At 66.8% G+C, this 17,147-nt stretch carries 20 protein-coding genes and 2 pseudogenes; 11 read left to right on the forward strand and 11 right to left on the reverse strand.

Annotated elements, in window-relative coordinates; all coding sequences use genetic code 11:
• Nucleotides 1-102 precede the first annotated feature (102 nt).
• From ABIB51_RS12415 to ABIB51_RS12425, 3 genes and pseudogenes are all read right to left on the reverse strand, one after another.
• Nucleotides 103-666 carry a dihydrofolate reductase family protein gene (locus ABIB51_RS12415; RefSeq protein WP_354188398.1) on the reverse strand — a complete coding sequence of 188 codons (564 nt, stop codon included), beginning with the start codon at nt 664-666 and terminating at the stop codon, nt 103-105.
• Between the two features lie 532 nt (nt 667-1,198).
• A pseudogene (locus ABIB51_RS12420) lies at nt 1,199-1,579 on the reverse strand (DapH/DapD/GlmU-related protein); the annotation flags it as partial.
• 52 nt (nt 1,580-1,631) lie between these two features.
• The gene (locus ABIB51_RS12425; RefSeq protein ID WP_354188400.1) at nt 1,632-2,288 is read right to left on the reverse strand and encodes a cation:dicarboxylate symporter family transporter; all 657 of its coding nucleotides are present in this window, start codon (nt 2,286-2,288) and stop codon (nt 1,632-1,634) included.
• A gap of 40 nt (nt 2,289-2,328) precedes the next feature.
• On the opposite strand from ABIB51_RS12425, the gene ABIB51_RS12430 reads away from it, so the two are divergent.
• Entirely contained in the window at nt 2,329-2,496 is a 168-nt protein-coding gene (locus ABIB51_RS12430; RefSeq protein WP_354188402.1) for a transposase, read from the forward strand.
• A gap of 307 nt (nt 2,497-2,803) precedes the next feature.
• Here the strand turns inward: ABIB51_RS12430 and ABIB51_RS12435 are convergent, their stop codons facing one another.
• The 3 genes from ABIB51_RS12435 to ABIB51_RS12445 all read right to left on the reverse strand — a co-directional run bounded on the left by ABIB51_RS12435 (nt 2,804) and on the right by ABIB51_RS12445 (nt 5,230).
• Nucleotides 2,804-3,061 carry a hypothetical protein gene (locus ABIB51_RS12435; RefSeq protein WP_354188404.1) on the reverse strand — a complete coding sequence of 86 codons (258 nt, stop codon included), beginning with the start codon at nt 3,059-3,061 and terminating at the stop codon, nt 2,804-2,806.
• A gap of 23 nt (nt 3,062-3,084) precedes the next feature.
• Nucleotides 3,085-3,813, reverse strand: coding sequence for a VIT1/CCC1 transporter family protein (locus ABIB51_RS12440; RefSeq protein WP_354188406.1), 729 nt, complete (start codon nt 3,811-3,813; stop codon nt 3,085-3,087).
• A gap of 214 nt (nt 3,814-4,027) precedes the next feature.
• Nucleotides 4,028-5,230 carry a ferritin-like domain-containing protein gene (locus ABIB51_RS12445; RefSeq protein ID WP_354188408.1) on the reverse strand — a complete coding sequence of 401 codons (1,203 nt, stop codon included), beginning with the start codon at nt 5,228-5,230 and terminating at the stop codon, nt 4,028-4,030.
• Between the two features lie 30 nt (nt 5,231-5,260).
• Here ABIB51_RS12445 and rimP point away from each other — a divergent pair, with 30 nt between their 5' ends.
• The 7 genes and pseudogenes from rimP (at nt 5,261) to rbfA (ending at nt 11,120) form a co-directional block, all read left to right on the forward strand.
• Nucleotides 5,261-5,878, forward strand: a complete 618-nt coding sequence (gene rimP, locus ABIB51_RS12450; RefSeq protein WP_354188410.1) for a ribosome maturation factor RimP — start codon at nt 5,261-5,263, stop codon at nt 5,876-5,878.
• Nucleotides 5,878-6,858: a transcription termination factor NusA gene (nusA, locus tag ABIB51_RS12455; RefSeq protein WP_354188412.1), complete on the forward strand. Its 981-nt coding sequence runs from the start codon at nt 5,878-5,880 to the stop codon at nt 6,856-6,858. Before rimP ends, nusA begins: the two co-directional genes overlap by 1 nt.
• A 160-nt stretch (nt 6,859-7,018) precedes the next feature.
• Nucleotides 7,019-7,351, forward strand: a complete 333-nt coding sequence (locus ABIB51_RS12460) for a YlxR family protein (protein WP_354188605.1) — start codon at nt 7,019-7,021, stop codon at nt 7,349-7,351.
• 152 nt (nt 7,352-7,503) lie between these two features.
• Nucleotides 7,504-7,641: pseudogene (locus ABIB51_RS23240) on the forward strand (translation initiation factor IF-2 N-terminal domain-containing protein); the annotation flags it as partial.
• Between the two features lie 466 nt (nt 7,642-8,107).
• Nucleotides 8,108-8,266: a hypothetical protein gene (locus tag ABIB51_RS23245; RefSeq protein ID WP_502916128.1), complete on the forward strand. Its 159-nt coding sequence runs from the start codon at nt 8,108-8,110 to the stop codon at nt 8,264-8,266.
• Nucleotides 8,263-10,368, forward strand: a complete 2,106-nt coding sequence (gene infB, locus ABIB51_RS12465) for a translation initiation factor IF-2 (RefSeq protein WP_502916127.1) — start codon at nt 8,263-8,265, stop codon at nt 10,366-10,368. Before ABIB51_RS23245 ends, infB begins: the two co-directional genes overlap by 4 nt.
• Before the next feature lie 242 nt (nt 10,369-10,610).
• Nucleotides 10,611-11,120, forward strand: coding sequence for a 30S ribosome-binding factor RbfA (rbfA, locus tag ABIB51_RS12470; RefSeq protein WP_354188416.1), 510 nt, complete (start codon nt 10,611-10,613; stop codon nt 11,118-11,120).
• Nucleotides 11,121-11,245: 125 nt separating this feature from the next.
• Here rbfA and ABIB51_RS12475 read toward each other — a convergent pair whose 3' ends face one another.
• The 3 genes from ABIB51_RS12475 to ABIB51_RS12485 all read right to left on the reverse strand — a co-directional run bounded on the left by ABIB51_RS12475 (nt 11,246) and on the right by ABIB51_RS12485 (nt 14,155).
• On the reverse strand, nt 11,246-12,430 hold the full coding sequence (locus ABIB51_RS12475) for a ScyD/ScyE family protein (protein WP_354188418.1): 1,185 nt from the start codon (nt 12,428-12,430) through the stop codon (nt 11,246-11,248).
• Nucleotides 12,431-12,662: 232 nt separating this feature from the next.
• Nucleotides 12,663-12,872, reverse strand: coding sequence for a hypothetical protein (locus tag ABIB51_RS12480; RefSeq protein WP_354188420.1), 210 nt, complete (start codon nt 12,870-12,872; stop codon nt 12,663-12,665).
• Nucleotides 12,873-12,997: 125 nt separating this feature from the next.
• Nucleotides 12,998-14,155, reverse strand: a complete 1,158-nt coding sequence (locus ABIB51_RS12485; RefSeq protein WP_354188422.1) for a pyridoxal phosphate-dependent aminotransferase — start codon at nt 14,153-14,155, stop codon at nt 12,998-13,000.
• A 59-nt stretch (nt 14,156-14,214) separates the two neighbouring features.
• On the opposite strand from ABIB51_RS12485, the gene truB reads away from it, so the two are divergent.
• The 3 genes from truB to ABIB51_RS12500 are packed head-to-tail and all read left to right on the forward strand — an operon-like array spanning nt 14,215 to nt 16,038.
• Nucleotides 14,215-15,198 carry a tRNA pseudouridine(55) synthase TruB gene (gene truB / locus ABIB51_RS12490; RefSeq protein WP_354188424.1) on the forward strand — a complete coding sequence of 328 codons (984 nt, stop codon included), beginning with the start codon at nt 14,215-14,217 and terminating at the stop codon, nt 15,196-15,198.
• Nucleotides 15,198-15,551 carry a hypothetical protein gene (locus ABIB51_RS12495; protein ID WP_354188426.1) on the forward strand — a complete coding sequence of 118 codons (354 nt, stop codon included), beginning with the start codon at nt 15,198-15,200 and terminating at the stop codon, nt 15,549-15,551. Before truB ends, ABIB51_RS12495 begins: the two co-directional genes overlap by 1 nt.
• Before the next feature lie 58 nt (nt 15,552-15,609).
• The gene (locus tag ABIB51_RS12500; RefSeq protein ID WP_354188607.1) at nt 15,610-16,038 is read left to right on the forward strand and encodes a hypothetical protein; all 429 of its coding nucleotides are present in this window, start codon (nt 15,610-15,612) and stop codon (nt 16,036-16,038) included.
• On the opposite strand, the gene ABIB51_RS12505 is transcribed toward ABIB51_RS12500, so the two are convergent.
• A complete protein-coding gene (locus ABIB51_RS12505) occupies nt 15,998-16,486 on the reverse strand; it encodes a VOC family protein (protein WP_354188428.1) in 489 nt (162 codons plus the stop codon). The two genes, ABIB51_RS12500 and ABIB51_RS12505, sit on opposite strands and share 41 nt — an antisense overlap.
• Before the next feature lie 9 nt (nt 16,487-16,495).
• A complete protein-coding gene (locus ABIB51_RS12510) occupies nt 16,496-17,047 on the reverse strand; it encodes an NUDIX domain-containing protein (protein WP_354188430.1) in 552 nt (183 codons plus the stop codon).
• Nucleotides 17,048-17,147: the final 100 nt, after the last annotated feature.

Raw genomic sequence — 17,147 nt, forward strand, 5'->3', positions numbered from 1 at the left:
GGTGAAGAACAGGGTCCGGCAGGAACGTCACGATCGCCTCGGAACACAGCGCCACGAGATCCTTGGGTGGCCCGAAGCCCGCGCTGATTCGACGTCGGGCACTCAGCTCCTGGTCTCGTACCTGGTAAGGACCACACCCTCGGGAAACGTCCGGGTCTCCACCAGGCTCAGGTTCACCCAGTTGTCCAGGGCTGTGAAGAACGGCGTGCCGCCGCCCACCAGGACCGGATGGGTGACGATCGCGTACTCGTCGATCAGCCCGGCCCGCATGGCCGCCGCGGCGAGTGTGGCACCGCCGATGTCCATGGGGCCGCCGTCGTCGGCCTTGAGCCGGGTGATCTCGGTGACCGCGTCGCCGGTGACCAGGCGGGTATTCCAGTCGACCGTGCTGGTCGTCGAGGAGAACACCACCTTCGGCATGTCCCGCCAGCGGCGGGCGAACTCGATCTGCGCCGGTGTGGCGCCAGGCTGCTGGTCGGCGGTCGGCCAGTGCGAGCTCATCGTCTCCCACAGTTTGCGCCCGTACAGCGCCAGGCCCGTCGCCCCCACCCGGTCGGACCACCATTGGAACAGCTCGTCGCTCGGTACGCTCCAGCCGAGGTCGTCGCCGGGCGCGGCGATGTAGCCGTCCAGGCTCAGGTTCATGCCGAAGGTCAGTTTGCGCATGGCGCCAGTCTCCCGTGAGTCGGTAGTGGTTGTACAGACCAGCACGGCGCGGAAAAGTCATCGGTCAGGCCACACCGAGGGCCAGTTGACCACCACGCCAAGCAGATCCTCCGTACGGAAAGGATCCCCCAACGGGCGGGTTGTGCAGACGACTTTGGACATTCTGTGCAGTCGACTTCGGAAACTGACACTTTCAGCCTGGAGGCTACAGGCGATTTCGGGGAGGCAGCCACCGTCACAGCACTTGCCGTCCTGGGCAGAACACCCCGTGACCCCGTCATCGCCCATAGACTTCTTCGACTGGCCCCGGCCAGGTGTCCCGCCAAATACTTCACGGACAAAAAGAAGCCATGATCTGTCTCCGTACCATCGGATCCTCCAGGGCCTTTCCGTCTTCGGCCCGTCCTGAAAAAGGATCCTTTATCCAGACAGGATTGCCGACCAAGCGGCGCCCGTCCGCATGACGGCGTCAGGCTACTGTCCACAGTGACGGTCGGCGGCTGCGCGATGATCGGCCAGATGATGATCAACGTCAAGGGCTGGTCAGTGAGCGCACCACTCGGGCGGGCGAGCCCACAACAATCGATCGTTCTGGTACGTCCTTCGTAACTACTGACGCAGCCGCCACGACGGCATCATCGCCAATTGTCACGCCCGGCAGAACGGTCACGTTCGATCCGTTCCAAACATCGCGGCCGATGACGATGGGGGCGGGGTGCATGTCCGCGCGGCGGCTCGGGGCCAAGTCGTGGTTGAGGGTGGCCAGCATCGCGTTGTGCCCGATGAGGCAGTCGTCCCCAATGACCACCCCGCCCTGGTCCTGAAACTTGCAGCCGGAATTGATAAAGATCCGCTTCCCGAGGGTGATGTTCTTCCCGAAGTCGGAGTAGAAGGGCGGGAAAACAGTCACAGATTCCGGGCCCGGCGACAACACCCCCCGGATCATCAATGACAGGGCGAGAAAGTCATACCGGGTCCAGCGACCAAATCCCCGGCATTCGGGGACTCAATAAATGTAACGGGGCGACTGCGTTGCCGGTGAAGTTCACGATGGCGCGGCATTCTGACATGAACCTGTCGATGCCGAAGATGAGCATGATGCCGGCGGCGGGGATGGTGCCGATGGTGGTCAGCGTGGCCGTGAGGGCGATGAAGCCGCCGCCTGTGACGCCCGCTGCACCCTTTGATGTGAGGAGCATCAATGCGAGCAGACCAAGCTGCTGGCCGATGGTCAGGTCGGTGTTGGTGGCTTGGGCGATGTAGAGGGCCGCGAGGGAGAGGTAAATTGCGGCGCCGTCGAGGTTGAAGCTGTAGCCGGTGGGGACGACGAGGCCGACGGTTTCCTTCTTCACGCCGGCGTGCTCGAGCTTGCGGATCAGGCCCGGGAGGGCGGGTTCGGCGGTGGAGGTGCCAAGGATGAGCAGGTATTCCTCTTTGAGGTGGCGGATCATCCTGAAGATGTTCAGCTTCAGGAAGGCCACGACGGAGCCGAGGACCACCACGATGAACAGGATGGAGGCGATGTAGAACAGGGCAATGAGCCCGCCCACGCAACCCGGGGCCGGAAAATCGAGCTGCATCCCGAGCACGCGCTGATGCGCGAACACCGCGCCGCAGCCCAAGAAGACAGTTTTCGAGCCGACTACACACGGCACCGGCCAAATGGTCGAACGCTCCATCGCCTGGCTCGTAAAAGCTAACCGGCGCCTGCGCTACCGCGGGACCACGAAGAACCACGCCTGGTGGCAGCTCCGCACCGCCGCAGTGAACCTCAAACGCCTCCTGAGACTTGGACTCAGCAACGAAAACTGCTCATGGGCCATCCAGTGAGCGTCGGGAAAGCCACCAGCGGAGCCCCAGGAGGACCAGCAACACGCCCCTAAGGCCATGAGTACGCCCTGACCAACAACCAAACGACGAACAGAGCCCGCCGGTACTCACCGGCACATGCCTGAAGGGCCAGACCAAGCACGCATGCCCGGCACCGACCCCTCAAACAGCACTCAGTTCAGCAGTCTCCTTGGAGTCCGTCCCCCGGCATCGGCGTGGGACGCCAGCAGCCGGTCAGCGCCGTCCCCGTCCCACAAGCTGAGTGCGTGCCGTTCCACGAGGGCCTCATCGTCCGGATAGGCGATTTTCAGGACGGCGGTTGGCCGGCGGCGGTGTCGCCTCGACGCCGGACCGGCACCACGATGGCGCCGTGCCCGTGCCCGTGCCCGTGCCCGTGCCCGTTCCAGGGCAGGGCGTCCGGTGCGAGGTCAAGACCGAGCTGCCACCGGTCGAAGCATTGGCTGACCAGACGGGGGAGTGGCGCCAGCCAGTCCCGGCCTTGGACGCTGCCGCTGTAGCGGCGGCTGAGGTCGGGCGGGATCGGGACATCTGCGGGCTGGTTCATCCGACCCAGCGTAGTTGCTGATGTCAGACGACACCGCTTGCGCCGAGGAGGTTGCCGATGAGGAAGGTCGCCACAAGTGCAAGGGCCCCACCGGTCACCACCCGGGCGGCGGCCGTCAGTTTTGACCCGCCGCCGATCCAGGCCCCCAGCGCACCCGTTGCCGCCAGCGCCACGAGCACGGACACGAACGTCAGCGGTACACGGATGTCCTCCGGCGGCAGCAGGATGGCCAGCATGGGCAGGATCGCGCCGGCCAGGAACGCGGTGGCGGACGCAAGCGCCGCGTGCCAGGGGCTCACGATGTCCGTCTCGTCGATGTTGAGTTCGGCGGAGAGGTGGGCGCCGAGGGCATCGTGCGCGGTCAGTTCCCTCGCGACCGTGCGGGCCGTGTCGGCGCTCAGGCCCTTGCCCTGGTAGATGGCGGCCAGTTCCTCGAGCTCTTCCTCGGGCTGTTCCAGCAGCTCCCGGCGTTCCTTCTCGATCAGGGCCTTCTGGCTGTCCTTCTGGCTGCTGACCGAGACGTACTCGCCCAAGGCCATCGAGATCGCCCCACCCACCAGCCCTGCGGCACCGGCGATGAGGATGGGACCCGAATCCGTGGTGACACCGGCGACGCCGACCACGATAGCTGCGACCGACACGATTCCGTCGTTGGCGCCCAGCACGCCGGCGCGAAGCCAGTTCAGTCGGTGTGCGATGTCGTTGTGGTGGGGCTCGTTCTCATGAAGCGTGGGGGCGCCGGTGCTGTCCATAAGAACAGCAAAGCATCAGCACCCGGGGCTGGCCAGTATCACGAGCCTAAGTTAGCCGCAGCTACCTCGCACCAGCGTCCCGGGGAGCGTCCAAACCGGGTGCCGCCGGCGTCGGGGCGCAGCCGGGGCACTTTGACACGGAACACGCCGCGTACAGAGCGGGATTCCCCGCTTGCGAGCGTCAAAGCCGCCCCATACGACGACGGGTGGCTGCTCAGCGCGTGGTGCTTGGGCTGGCGCTGGGCGTCGGCAGGGAGGGGAACGACGCCGGATCCGCCGCCAGCCCGGGGAGGCTTCCCGCGTCCGCGCCCCACAGCTCGGCCCGCCGGGCGGCGCCGACGAGTCCGGAGATGGCCCACTGGCGGGTCTCGCCGTCGCTCAGGGCCACGAGATCGCCGTAGACCGGCAGCGCGGCCGCTTCCAGCCTGCCCAGGCCGGAAGCGGGGGAGGCCAGGAAGGACTGCTCCAGGGTGTAGCCCGCTTCCCGCGGAGGCACAGGGACGCAGTGTGCCCGGCTCAGGGTTTCGGCGCCGCTGATCAGGGACTCGTGACGAGCCAGCTGCTTCGCGGCGGCGCTGGACTGCTCGCCGCCGAGCCGGGTCAGCGCCACCTGATAGCCGTAGATGGTTTCCAATTCGGTCCGTACCGCCGCGGCAAGTGCCCCTTCGAGGCTGGCGTCCTCGGCATCAGCGGCACCGTCGGTCCCGGCGGCGGCGGGCAACGACGTTGCCGCCGGCGTCCGGCAAGCCCCGGACAACGCCGGGGAGGCCGGATCCGCCGCGGCAGGTGCCGGAGACCCGGTGGCCACGGCGAGCGAGGACGCTTCCAGGAGCTGGGCCGCTCCGACCGCTGCGAGCAGCCGGGCGATGCCGCCGTCGGCCGCGGCAGCCTCGGCCAGCCGCTCGGACCCGCTCGCGGCAAGGGCGGCAGCCAGTTCCGCCGCCGACGCCGGACCGGGCTGTGCCGCAGCGGACGGCGTTGCCGGAGATGACGCCGGAAGCGGTTCAGCGGCGGGCTCGTCGCCCGGGCCCAGGAGCGCGCGGGCCTGGTCTGTCAGCAAATTCACAGTCTGCGCAATGGGGGCCTGCGATCCAGTGGGGGCAGCGCCCGCCGCAGGGGTGACAAGCTGTTCACCGGCGGCCCTGAGCCGGAGGGTCTCGGACAAGGCCGCGGCCCGCGCCTGCTCGGAAAACGGCTGGTCCGCGGATGCTTTGGGGCTCCCGGGCGTCAGGGCCACCCCCAGGCTGATCACTACGACGGTGATGCACGCCAGCAGCGCGATGCGGGGAAAAAACCGGGGAAGGAGCTCCCGCCATCGCTTTTCCCTGGTGTCGTCTTTCACAACAGACCATGTTGTCATGCCGGCCGGGAACTCCGTGCACCACGGCGCCCGGAAAATCGCTAGGCTAGTAGACACAACATCATCTAGCGGGAGGCGGCGGGCATCATGACCAACGCAGAGGCCACGACTTCAACAGACCGGACCGGGACGGGGAAGGCTGAAGCCGCACCCGCCCACAATTTCGAGGCTGAGCGTCTGCACGCCCTCCTCGAACCCGCAGTCCTGGCAAACCGCCTGTACCTGGAGGACGTCTCCATCCATGTCGCCGGCGCCAACCGGGTGGTCCACGTAGTAGTGGACCTGCCCCAGGAAGAGTCCGGCGGCGTCAGCCTGGACGTGATCGCCCAGACATCCACCACCCTGTCCGACATCCTGGACAACGATCCCAGCACCGACGCGCGCCCTTACGAGCTTGAGGTCTCCTCGCCCGGCGTCGGGCGCCCCCTCACAGAAGAGCGGCATTGGCACCGCGCCCGCGGGCGCATGGTCAAGATCAACGTCCTGCAGGGCGAAAACGTCACCGGAAGGATCCAGTCCGTCGAAGACGACGGCGTCACGCTGGTGCCGGAGATCGCGGTCAAGAAGGGCATGAAGCCCAAGCAGGGCGAAGCAGTCAAGATTCCTTTCGACAGGATCCGCAGCGGAAAAGTCGAGATAGAGTTCAGCCACCTTGAAGAGGCCGGGCTGGAAAACGCAAACAATGGACCTTCTGAGGAGGCCTAATGGATATTGACATGAGCGCGCTGAGACTCCTGGAGCGTGAGCGCGAAATCCCGCTGGATGTCCTGATCCCGACCATCGAGCAGGCCCTGCTGGTCGCCTACCACAAGACGCCCGGTGCCTTCGAGAAGGCCCGGGCCGAGCTGGACCGCAAGAGCGGCCACGTGACCATCTGGGCCACCGAGATCGACGACGACGGCGCCCCGATCGGCGAGTTCGAGGACACCCCTGCCGGCTTTGGCCGCATTGCTGCGAGCACTGCACGGCAGATCATCCTGCAGCGCCTGCGCGACGCCGAGGATGACAACGTCCTCGGCCAGTTCAAGGGCCGCGAGGGCGAGCTTGTTGCCGGCACCATCCAGCAGGGCAACAACCCGCACATGATCCAGGTCAACCTGGGCGCGGTCGAGGCACTGCTGCCGCCGCCCGAGCAGGTTCCCGGGGAGAAATACATCCACGGCAACCGCCTCCGTGCCTTCGTGATCGATGTGCACCGGGGCACCAAGGGTCCCTCCATCACGCTCTCCCGTTCGCACCCCGGGCTGGTCCGGAAGCTCTTCGAACTGGAAGTGCCGGAAATCGCGGACCGCTCGGTCGAGATCGTGGCACTGGCCCGTGAAGCCGGCCACCGCACCAAGATTGCCGTCAAAGCCAACACCCCGGGCATCAATGCCAAGGGTGCCTGCATCGGTGAAATGGGTTCGCGCGTCCGGGCAGTCATGACCGAGCTGAACGACGAGAAGATCGACATCGTGGACTACAGCGACGATCCCGCCAGCTTCATCGCCAGCGCACTGTCGCCGTCACGAGTGAATTCGGTCACCATCACGGATGAATCGACCCGCTCCGCCCGCGTTGTGGTCCCCGACTACCAGCTCTCCCTCGCCATCGGCAAGGAAGGCCAGAATGCCCGGCTCGCCGCCAAGCTCACCGGCTGGCGGATCGACATCGTCTCCGACGCTGTGGTCCACCGCGACAAATAGGCGGCCCTTCGGCCCGGCCCGTTGGCGCCCGAGTCCCCTCAGTTCGGGGTCCGAGCGCCGGAGGGGCTAGAATAGACATGACCGCGCCTAAGGGCCGGTGTCCGCGTGCCCTCGGGCAGGCAGTCAAGTACTGGCAGGAAGATACTCGAACGTGGCACAAGTGCAACACCTCGAGGATCAGCCCCAACGTACCTGCATCGGATGCCGGCAAAAAGGATCGCGGTCTGAGTTACTCCGGCTCGTCTCCGGCGGCAGCGGTTCATCCGCCGTCGTAGTGGATGAACGACGCCGGATGGCTGGCAGGGGTGCATGGCTGCACCCCAGCGAAAAGTGCCTGGCACTGGCGGTCAAACGTCGAGCGTTCGGACGCGCCCTCAACGGCGCGACCGGGACAGCCGACGTCGAACGCCGGATCACGGCAGGCACGAAAGCCGTGGACACTCCGGTGGCCGCAGCAACAACCGTCCAACCTGAAAGCGGGTCAGAAAACTGATGGAAACCCGATGAGTTCCCAGCGATGAGTGCGCAACGATGACAACTTTGTTGCGCTCTGCAATGGGCCTTTCAGCTGCACTCGCGGCGGAGGCCCGCAGTAAGAATTAGACGGTTCGTGCCTGGCTCGGTGCGGACCGAGACAGGAGAAATGTGGCCAAGGTCCGCGTACATGAGCTTGCTAAAGAGCTCGGTATTACTTCCAAAGATGCAGTAACCAAACTGCAGGAACTGGGCGAATTCGTTCGCTCGGCCTCTTCAACCATTGAGGCCCCCGTTGTGAGGAAACTCCGCAACGCCTACCCCGACGCACCGGCAGCTTCGAAGTCCGAGGCCCCCGCGTCCACCCCTTCGGCACCCGCCAGCCCCGCTGCAACCCGTCCGGCCCCCGCGCCGGCTCCGGCTGCACCCGGTGCCCCGGCGCAGGCAGCAGCACCCAAGTCCGAAGCCCCGGCTCCGGCAGCAGCTGCACCGGCACCCGCTGCCCAGGCACCGGCTGCTCCCTCGACGGGCATCAAGCCCGGCGCGCGGCCTGCTCCCAAGGCTGAGGCACCGGCTGCTCCGGCACGCCAGGGCGGCTCGGCACCTCGCCCGGGCGGTCCCCGTCCCGGCAACAACCCCTTCGCCACGTCCCAGGGCATGCCCCGGGGCCGCGGCGGCGACAACGAACGTCCCTCGCGTCCGGGTAACAACCCGTTCGCTCCCTCCCAGGGCATGCCCCGTCCGGGGGGAAGCCGTACCGAGGGCGAACGCCCCGGTGGCCCCCGTCCCGCAGCAGGCGCAGGGGGTCCCCGTCCGGGTGCTCCCCGCACCGGCGGCGCTCCGGGTGCACGCCCGGGTGCTCCCCGTCCGGCAGGCGCTCCGGGCGCTGGCCGTCCGGCAGGCGCCGGCGGAAACCGTCCGACTCCCGGCATGATGCCTAACCGCACCGAACGTCCGGCACCGGCTGGTGCAGGCCGTCCCGGCGGCGGCGCACGTGGTCCGGGCCGTCCGGGTGGCGCTCCAGGCACGGGTGCTCCCGGTGCCGGTGGCGGCGCTCCGGCCGGCGGCGGCTTCGGCAAGGGTGGCCGCGGTCGCGGTGGCACCCAGGGTGCCTTCGGTAAGGGCGGCGCAGGCCGTGGCAAGCAGCGCAAGTCGAAGCGTGCCAAGCGTCAGGAACTCGAGCAGATGAGTGCTCCGTCGCTGGGTGGCGTGAGCGTACCCCGCGGCGACGGCAACACCGTAGTCCGGCTTCGCCGTGGCTCGTCCATCACGGACTTTGCCGACAAGATCGAGGCGAACCCCGCAGCACTGGTCACGGTTCTCTTCCACCTCGGCGAAATGGCTACGGCCACGCAGTCGCTGGATGAAGAGACCTTCGCCTTGCTCGGCGAGGAGCTTGGCTACAAGCTCCAGGTCGTGTCTCCGGAGGATGAGGAGCGCGAGCTGCTCTCCGGGTTCGACATCGACTTCGAAGCAGAGCTGGAAGCCGAAGGCGACGAAGACCTCGAGGCACGTCCTCCGGTTGTCACCGTCATGGGTCACGTTGACCACGGTAAGACCCGGCTGCTCGATGCCATCCGCAAGTCCGACGTTATGGCGGGCGAGCACGGCGGCATCACGCAGCACATCGGTGCCTACCAGGTCACCCACCCGCACGAAGGCATCGATCGCAAGATCACCTTCATCGATACGCCGGGCCACGAGGCGTTCACCGCCATGCGTGCCCGTGGTGCGAAGGTCACCGACATCGCCATCCTGGTGGTCGCAGCGGACGACGGCGTTATGCCGCAGACCGTTGAGGCCCTCAACCACGCACAGGCGGCCAACGTGCCGATCGTCGTGGCTGTGAACAAGATCGACAAGGAAGGCGCCAACCCGGAGAAGGTCCGCGGCCAGCTGACCGAATACGGTCTGGTTCCTGAGGAGTACGGTGGCGACACCATGTTCGTGGAGGTCTCTGCCCGCCAGAACCTCAACATCGACGAGCTGCTCGAGGCTGTCCTGCTTACCGCAGACGCTGCCCTCGACATGCGCGCCAACCCGAACAAGGACGCCCGCGGCATTGCGATTGAAGCCAACCTGGACAAGGGCCGCGGTTCAGTGGCCACCGTCCTGGTTCAGTCCGGTACCTTGCACGTCGGCGACACCATCGTGGCAGGCACGGCCCACGGCCGTGTCCGTGCGATGTTCGACGACGACGGCAGTGTCCTGACCGAGGCCGGCCCGTCCCGCCCCGTGCAGGTCCTGGGTCTGTCCAACGTCCCGCGCGCCGGTGACACCTTCTTCGTGACTGCTGACGAGCGCACCGCCCGCCAGATCGCCGAGAAGCGTGAAACCGCCGACCGCAACGCCGCCCTGGCCAAGCGCCGCAAGCGCATCAGCCTGGAAGACTTCGACCAGGCCGTCGCCGACGGCAAGATCGACACCCTCAACCTCATCCTCAAGGGTGACGTGTCCGGTGCCGTGGAAGCCCTCGAAGACGCGCTGCTTAAGATCGACGTCGGCGAAGGTGTCCAGCTGCGTATCATCCACCGCGGTGTCGGTGCGATCACGCAGAATGACGTCAACCTGGCGACGGTCGACAGCGCCGTCATCATCGGCTTCAACGTCAAGCCCGCCGAGCGTGTTGCCGAACTGGCAGACCGCGAAGGCGTGGACATGCGCTTCTACTCCGTCATCTACGCAGCAATCGATGACATTGAGGCAGCCCTCAAGGGCATGCTCAAGCCGGAGTACGAAGAGCACCAGCTTGGCACCGCCGAGGTCCGCGAAGTGTTCCGTTCCTCCAAGTTCGGCAACATTGCAGGCTCGATCGTGCGCTCGGGTGTTATCCGACGCAACGCCAAGGCCCGCATCAGCCGCGACGGCAAGATCATCGGCGACAACCTCACCGTTGAGACGCTCAAGCGCTTCAAGGACGACGCCACCGAGGTCCGCACGGACTTCGAATGTGGTATCGGTCTTGGCTCGTTCAACGACATCAACGAAGGTGACACCATCGAGACCTTCGAGATGCGCGAAAAGCCGCGCGTCTAGTCTGTCCTAGCGTTACAGGTGCGGGGCCGTTGGATTTTTCCGGCGGCCCCGCCCCTACGCTGGGCGGCACCGGATCTGCGATCCTGTGCCGCCCAGCTCCGGTAGGCCCGATGCCGCTCCCGGGCGCCCCCAAAACTCTCCGGCATCGTCATAGACTCACCATAGGCGCGTGGCAGCAAAGGCAACTCAAAAGGCCAAGCCGCTACTGCGCCGTCGTACAACCCAAATTTTTAGGAGTGGAAATGGCTGATCCCGCACGGGCTGCCAAATTGGCGCAGCGCATTAAGGTTGTTGTTGCCGAGGCCCTGGGCCGTAGGGTCAAGGATCCGCGGCTTGAGGGCATTACTGTCACCGATGCCCGCGTGACCAACGATCTGCAGCACGCCACGGTCTACTACACGGTGTTCGGTGACCAGCTGGTCCAGGCCGAAGCCGCCAAGGGACTCGAGAAGGCCAAGGGTGTGCTCCGGCAGGAAGTCGGGCGGAACATCACTGTCCGGCTGACCCCCACGCTGGAGTTTGTGGCTGACCAGATTCCGGTCAACGCCTCCAACCTCGAGGAACTGCTCCGGGCCGCCAAGAAGCGCGACGCCGAGGTGGCGGCTCTCGCCGCCAGCGCCCAGCACGCCGGCGACGCCGACCCCTACAAGAGCGACGCCCCGCAGGACGTCGACCTCGACGAGGACGACTTCGACGAAGAGGACATTGACGTCACGGCAGACACCGATCTGGATGAGGACAGCAACAAGTAGTCCTCAGCAGCACAGCGTCGCCAACAAACGCAGCGAATGGCCGGCCCCGAAACGGGCCGGCCATTCTTGTGTCTGGCTGCTGTTGTATTCCGGCATTGTTGTGTCCGGGCAAAGTTGTCTCCGGCTCAGGAGTCGTCGGAATCGTCGGAGTCGCGGGAATCGCGGCCGAGCTTCAGGGTTGCGACCTGGCCGTTAGGAGGCGCGGGGTCGGACGGCAGCGAGTTCACCGTGGCATACAGCGTGGAACCACGGAGGACGACGTCGGCCGTCGAAGCCGAGGCCAGGGCAACGCTGGGCTTGCCGGTCCGTCCGTCCAGCTTGATGACTCCGTCGCCGAACAACGACGCAACGTACACATCACCGTCGCTGGTGACGGCAATCCCGGTGGGGGACAGGATGCTCTCGGCCAGCAGCTTCACCTTCCCGTGTTCCGGGTCGATTTTGAAGACGGCCCCCCGGGCGTCCGCGCCGGGGCTCTCCGGCCCGCCCGGCATGGTTGACACGTAGAGCCAGCCGTCCGGGCCGACGGCGACGTCGGTAGGCACCGGCTCGAAGGCATAGGACCGGCCCACGACACACTGCGGCAGGTGCAGCCCGGCCGCTGCGGCGGCGGTGATCCTGGACGGACGCGGCGGCAGGACGGCGACCGTTTTCGCCTTGCCGGACCGGATATTTACCGACACCACCGTGTTCGCCCCTGCATCGGCGGCGAAGACGGTGCCGTCAGAGACCGCGATGCCATAGGGACGCGTGTTCAGCTCGCCGGTGTAGGAGGCCGGAAGCTCCGGCGGAAGTTTCGACGCACAGTCAGCCGGAAGATCGCGGAAGCCGTAGCGGGCCCCGCCGTCGGCGTTGTCCTTCTTCTCGAGCGCCGCGAAATCGCCGATGGTCCGCTGGTCGCCGTCTTCTTCAATGATCCGGACATGGGCTGCCAGCTCACGGTTGTCCCCGCGGCCGGCTCCCTGGCTCTCAACGACGTAGGTGGTGGAGCCCTCCTGGGTGTTCCCGGCGACATCCCAACCGTTGTTTTCGTAGAGCACCTTCCTTGAACCGTCGGCATCGATCCGGGTCAGCCTGCTGGCGAACTGCTCGCTGACGGTCACCGAGCCGTCGCGTCCGGCGCTGACGTGGAGCGGTCCCACGAGGCCTGCAGCCAGCCGGACGGCGGGAATCCCTGCGGGACTCCTGGCGGAGGCCCCTGCGTAGCCCCCTGCGGAGGACCCGTCCGGGGCGTCGGCCCGTGGCGGCCCGGTAGCAAGGAGGAGGGCAGCCGTGGCGGCCACAGCCAGCGATGACAGTTGTTTTCTCATGGTGTGCTCCGAGGTGAATGAAGAATCCCCAGCTCTTGAGACCATGTAAATCGGGCAAATCAGCTAGATCAAACAGACCAGGCAGGCGGCCGGCTCATCACGGCCCCTACGAGCGGATTTTAATCCGTTGACGCGGGAAAGTCGATGCTCCGACGCCGGGTCCGGCGCCCGCCGGAGGTCCCTGGCGCAGCCGCAGTGCAGCCGCAGCTCCCTCAACGGGGCGGTAGCTCCATCAACGCCGCCGGGACCGCCCTCCGCGGACACCCAGGCCGCCCAGCAGGGGAGAGCCCATGCCCAGCAGGAACCCGAAGTCATACCAGTTCCCGGCCCGGGCGGTGTTGTAGAAGGGGTACTCGCCCCACTGCCCGAGGACATGGGCGATCAACACGATCCATGCCGTGAGCCCGTTCCAGATGCCCCACAATAAGTCCTGCCACCACATGCCATACCTCCCGACGGAACTATGAAGCCCACGGCGCAATGCGTCGTGGGCTCAGGCTAATGGCAGCGTTCCCGGGGCGATAGGGGCAACGGACCCTGGGGCCTGCCGGGCTCGGCCTGCCGGGCTCAGGCCTGGCGGGCTGGAAGCCGGCCGAGGCCCTCGACGAGTTCGTCCTGGCTGCCGCAGAGCGCTATCCGGATCCAGCCTTCGCCGATCGAGCCGAACGCGGTGCCCGGCGCGAACGACACACCGGACTCGGCCAGGAACCGGCGGACCCAGGCCCGGACGTCGCCGCCGCTGACGTGGGACATGTCCGCCCAGAGGTAGAAGGCTCCCTGCGCGGTGAGGAACGGGATCCCCCTGGACGCCAGGACCGCCGAGGCCGCATCCCTGTTGGCCCGGTAGTGGGCGTGCGCGTGGCTGACGTAGTCCTGCGGGCCCGTCAGCGCCGCCAGCGCCGCGTACTGCGACGGGGAGGCGACGCACGAGACAATCGACTCCATCACGTTGTTCATCTTCTGCTCCAGGCCGGGCGGGCAGATCAGGGCGCCGATGCGCAGTCCGGTCAGGCCGTAGGTCTTGGACAGCGTCAACGACGTGAACACCCGGGCCTCGCCCGGGACATCGCTGTCAAACCGGGCCGGGCTCACATGCGGAATGTCATAGGTGAACGCCTCGTAGCATTCGTCGGAGATGATCCACAGATCGCGGCGGCGGGCCAGTTCCACGAGGCTCCGGGTGAGTTCCTCGCCCAGGACCGCACCCAAGGGGTTGGACGGTGAGTTCAGGATCAGCACTTTGGTCCGCGGCGTAAGGAGTGCCTCGATGTCGTCGATCCGCGGCTGGAAGTCATGCTCCGGGAAGAGCGGGTACTGCACAGGGACGCCATGCAGGAGGCTGCTGGTCATCGCGAACGTGGGATAACCCGGGTTGGGAATGAGGATTTCGTCGCCGGGGGAGAGCAGCAGGCTCATGGCGAAGTGGAGCCCCTGCTGGGCGCCGTCGACGACGTAGACGCGGTCCGCTCCGACCGGCGTCGCGTTGTGTTCCCGGAACCTGGCCGCAAAAGCCTCCCGCAAGGCGGGGATGCCGGCGTTGGGCGTGTAATTGGTCTCGTCCCGGTCCAGGCAGGCCATCCCGGCCTCGAGGATGTGGCGCGGGAGCGCAAAGCCCGGCTCGCCGATGCTCAGGACGATGGCGCCGGGGGTGCTCCAGGCGGCTTCTGTGATCTCCCGGATCTGGTTGATGGGGACATCGCGGACGTGGGCGGCAAGCTCGGGCATGTCTGCCATCCTAGCCGCCGGGCGCAGGAGCGGGTCCGCGCGCAGATATACTGGGAAGCGTGCTTTCTGGACTGGTGATAGTGGACAAGCCGCAAGGCTGGACCAGCCACGATGTGGTTGGACGGATGCGGCGGCTCGCCGGTACCCGAAAGGTGGGCCACGCCGGAACCCTTGATCCGATGGCCACCGGCGTTCTGGTGGTCGGCATCAACAAGGCCACGCGTCTGCTGACCTATATCGTGGGCACCTCCAAGACCTACACGGCCACCATCCGGCTCGGCGAATCAACCGTGACGGACGACGCCGAAGGCGAGGTCACCGCGACGCACAGCGCCGCCGCGGTCACCGAAGAGGCGGTCCGGTCCGGCGTCACCGCGCTGACCGGCGAGATCGAACAGGTTCCCAGCAGCGTCAGTGCCATCAAAGTCAACGGCGAACGTGCCTACGCCCGGGTCCGTTCCGGCGAAGAGGTCAAGCTCGCCGCCAGGCCGGTCACCATCCACCGTTTCGAAGTCCACGGGGTCCGCCCGGTGCGCGATGGGGAGGCCCTGGACGTGGACGTCACGGTTGAGTGCTCCTCCGGCACCTACATCCGTGCCCTCGCCCGCGACCTCGGCAACGCCCTGGGCGTCGGCGGCCACCTGACAGCGCTGCGCCGGACCCAGGTGGGCCCCTACACCCTCGACCAGGCCCACACCCTGGAACAGTTGGCTGAAGAACTCGACGTGCTGGAAATGTCCCAGGCCGCGCGGGCCCTGATGCCGAACCGTGAACTCAGCGACGCGGAAACCACCGAAATTTCCTTTGGCCGCAGGATCCCGGCGGGAGCGTTGGCCGGGACGCCGGACGCGGCGACGGCGGACAAACCGGCGGCAGGGTTCGCCCCGGACGGCACGCTCGTGGCGCTGCTGGCCGACGCGGGAAGCTACGCCAAGCCTGTGCTCGTGTTCGCCCCGGACAACGAGAAGCGCGCCGCCAAGCAGGCGGCTCAGGCAGAGGAAACCCCCGAACAGCCCGCCCCATCGCAGCAGGCAGGGCAGTAGTGGACGCCTATTTTTACATCATCCTGACCGTCGGACTGATCTCCAGCATCATCTGCCTCACCGCCGGGATCCTCAAGAAGGCGCCGAACGACACGACGATCCTGTCGGTGGCCGCCGTCGAACTGTCCCTCCTGGTGTATCTGGTGGGGTCGATCGTCCGGGTGGCGGGCGGGGAACAGATTGCGGGGGAGGCCTGGGAATTCTGGGGCTATTTGCTGACCGCCCTGATGCTGCCCGTCGGCGCGGTGTACTGGTCCATTCTTGAACGCACGCGCTGGAGCAACTTTGTCCTGGCCGCCGTCGGTGTCACAGCACTTGTGATGGCGGCCCGCATGAACCAGATTTGGTACTGACTTGGAAGAGGCACATAACGTGACGGCAAAACCTTCGCATCAGGACACCGCCGCAGGAGTGCACACGGCCGCGCCCGGGACACCTGCGACCGACACCCGCAACACCGGTCCCGGCCGGCTCCTGATCGCGGTTTACGCCGTGTTCGCCATTTCGGCAACAGCCCGGGCGGGCTACCAGATCCTGACCAAGTTCTCCGAGGCTCCGCTGGCCTACCTGCTGTCCGCATTCGCCGCCGTCGTCTACCTCGTGGCCACCGTGTCACTCGCGAAGCCGGGCCGCACCTGGTTCAAAGTGTCCGTGGCGGCCGTCCTGGTGGAGCTGATCGGAGTGCTTGTGGTCGGAGCGCTCAGCGTCTTCGACTCGGTGAACTTCCCGCACGAGACGGTCTGGTCCCTGTTCGGCCGCGGCTACGGCTTCATCCCGCTGCTGCTTCCAATCCTGGGCCTCATCTGGCTGTACCGCCGCCGTCCGGGGCGTCGGGCCTGAGTCCGGCCGGCTCCCCGGCCGGCTCCCGAGGCGGGCCGAGCTCCTGGAACAGCGTGATCTGCAACCCGGCCGGAGCATCGAGCCTGGAGTTCGGTGACCGCCACGGGGTTTCCCGCGGCTCCGCGATCAGCGTCCCGCCGGCCGCCACGAGATCCCGGGTGGTGCCCGCGGAATCCTCTACCTCGAAGGCCGCCCTGATCTTGGCGCTGGGCTGACCGTCAGCCTCGATCCGGTCGATCATCCGGACCTGCGCGGGGTTGGAGAGTTCCAGCGTGGCCCTGCCGGCTTCCAGGATGGTGATGCGGGCGTCCCCTTCGCCCTGGGCCGCCTCGTGCTCGACCAGGCCGAGCACGTCGCGATAGAAGGTGAGGGCGGCGTCGTAGTCGTCAGTCTCGACGACGAGTCGAAGCTGCCGCACCCGTGGCGGGGTCCCGGGCTCTGTTGTCATGCCCGTACATTAGGACGCGTTGGGGCTCGAATCCATAAGCCGACGGCGCAGCTCCGGCCAGGAACGCGCAAAGCCGGGGTGCAACGCCTTGTCGCCGACCCCGTCAACAGGGACCCAGACGAGTTCCAGGCTTTCCGGATCGCTGATGGCCGGGTCGAATGGCGCGATCACCTCGACAACCACGGTTGTGTACGTCCAGTAGCCGACGTCGAACACCGAGGTGAACAGGGTCCGGACGTTCTCCGGTGGGACCGCTGCTTCCTCCCGGGCCTCCCGCAGGGCGCCGTGGACTGCTTGTTCGCCTTGATGCAGCGCTCCGCCGGGCAGCCCCCAGGTTCCCCCTTGGTCGCTCCACAAGGCCCGGTGCTGGAGCAGGATGCCCTTGGCCGGATCGTGGACCAGCAGACCTGCGGAGCCGAACCGGCCCCAGAACCGTCCGCGGTCGCCTTCGACCCATGCATCGCCCGGGTCGCGGGGACCCAACGGGCGCCGCGGGTCATCGGGTAGGGGGCTGACCGGCTGCGGGGATCCCGGTTGGTGCGGGACGGCGGTACGGTCCATGATTACAGCTTGCCACGGGCTGCCCGGGGCAGTGCAGGGCCTTATCTCCGTAGGCAACATTGCCCGGGCACAACTGTCTGGGCATTCTTGTCGGACCCCT

Source organism: Arthrobacter sp. UYCu712, from assembly GCF_040547005.1.
GTDB lineage: Bacteria > Actinomycetota > Actinomycetes > Actinomycetales > Micrococcaceae > Arthrobacter.

Coding starts and splice junctions, on each gene's coding strand:
- ABIB51_RS12430 (WP_354188402.1), top strand. CDS start 2,329: ATGGTCGAACGCTCCATCGCCTGGCTCGTAAAAGCTAACCGGCGCCTG.
- nusA (WP_354188412.1), top strand. CDS start 5,878: ATGGATATTGACATGAGCGCGCTGAGACTCCTGGAGCGTGAGCGCGAA.
- rbfA (WP_354188416.1), top strand. CDS start 10,611: ATGGCTGATCCCGCACGGGCTGCCAAATTGGCGCAGCGCATTAAGGTT.
- ABIB51_RS12435 (WP_354188404.1), bottom strand. CDS start 3,061: ATGAACCAGCCCGCAGATGTCCCGATCCCGCCCGACCTCAGCCGCCGC.
- ABIB51_RS12510 (WP_354188430.1), bottom strand. CDS start 17,047: ATGGACCGTACCGCCGTCCCGCACCAACCGGGATCCCCGCAGCCGGTC.
- infB (WP_502916127.1), top strand. CDS start 8,263: ATGATGCCTAACCGCACCGAACGTCCGGCACCGGCTGGTGCAGGCCGT.
- rimP (WP_354188410.1), top strand. CDS start 5,261: ATGACCAACGCAGAGGCCACGACTTCAACAGACCGGACCGGGACGGGG.
- ABIB51_RS12480 (WP_354188420.1), bottom strand. CDS start 12,872: ATGTGGTGGCAGGACTTATTGTGGGGCATCTGGAACGGGCTCACGGCA.
- ABIB51_RS12485 (WP_354188422.1), bottom strand. CDS start 14,155: ATGCCCGAGCTTGCCGCCCACGTCCGCGATGTCCCCATCAACCAGATC.
- ABIB51_RS12415 (WP_354188398.1), bottom strand. CDS start 666: ATGCGCAAACTGACCTTCGGCATGAACCTGAGCCTGGACGGCTACATC.
- ABIB51_RS12440 (WP_354188406.1), bottom strand. CDS start 3,813: ATGGACAGCACCGGCGCCCCCACGCTTCATGAGAACGAGCCCCACCAC.
- ABIB51_RS12505 (WP_354188428.1), bottom strand. CDS start 16,486: ATGACAACAGAGCCCGGGACCCCGCCACGGGTGCGGCAGCTTCGACTC.
- ABIB51_RS12475 (WP_354188418.1), bottom strand. CDS start 12,430: ATGAGAAAACAACTGTCATCGCTGGCTGTGGCCGCCACGGCTGCCCTC.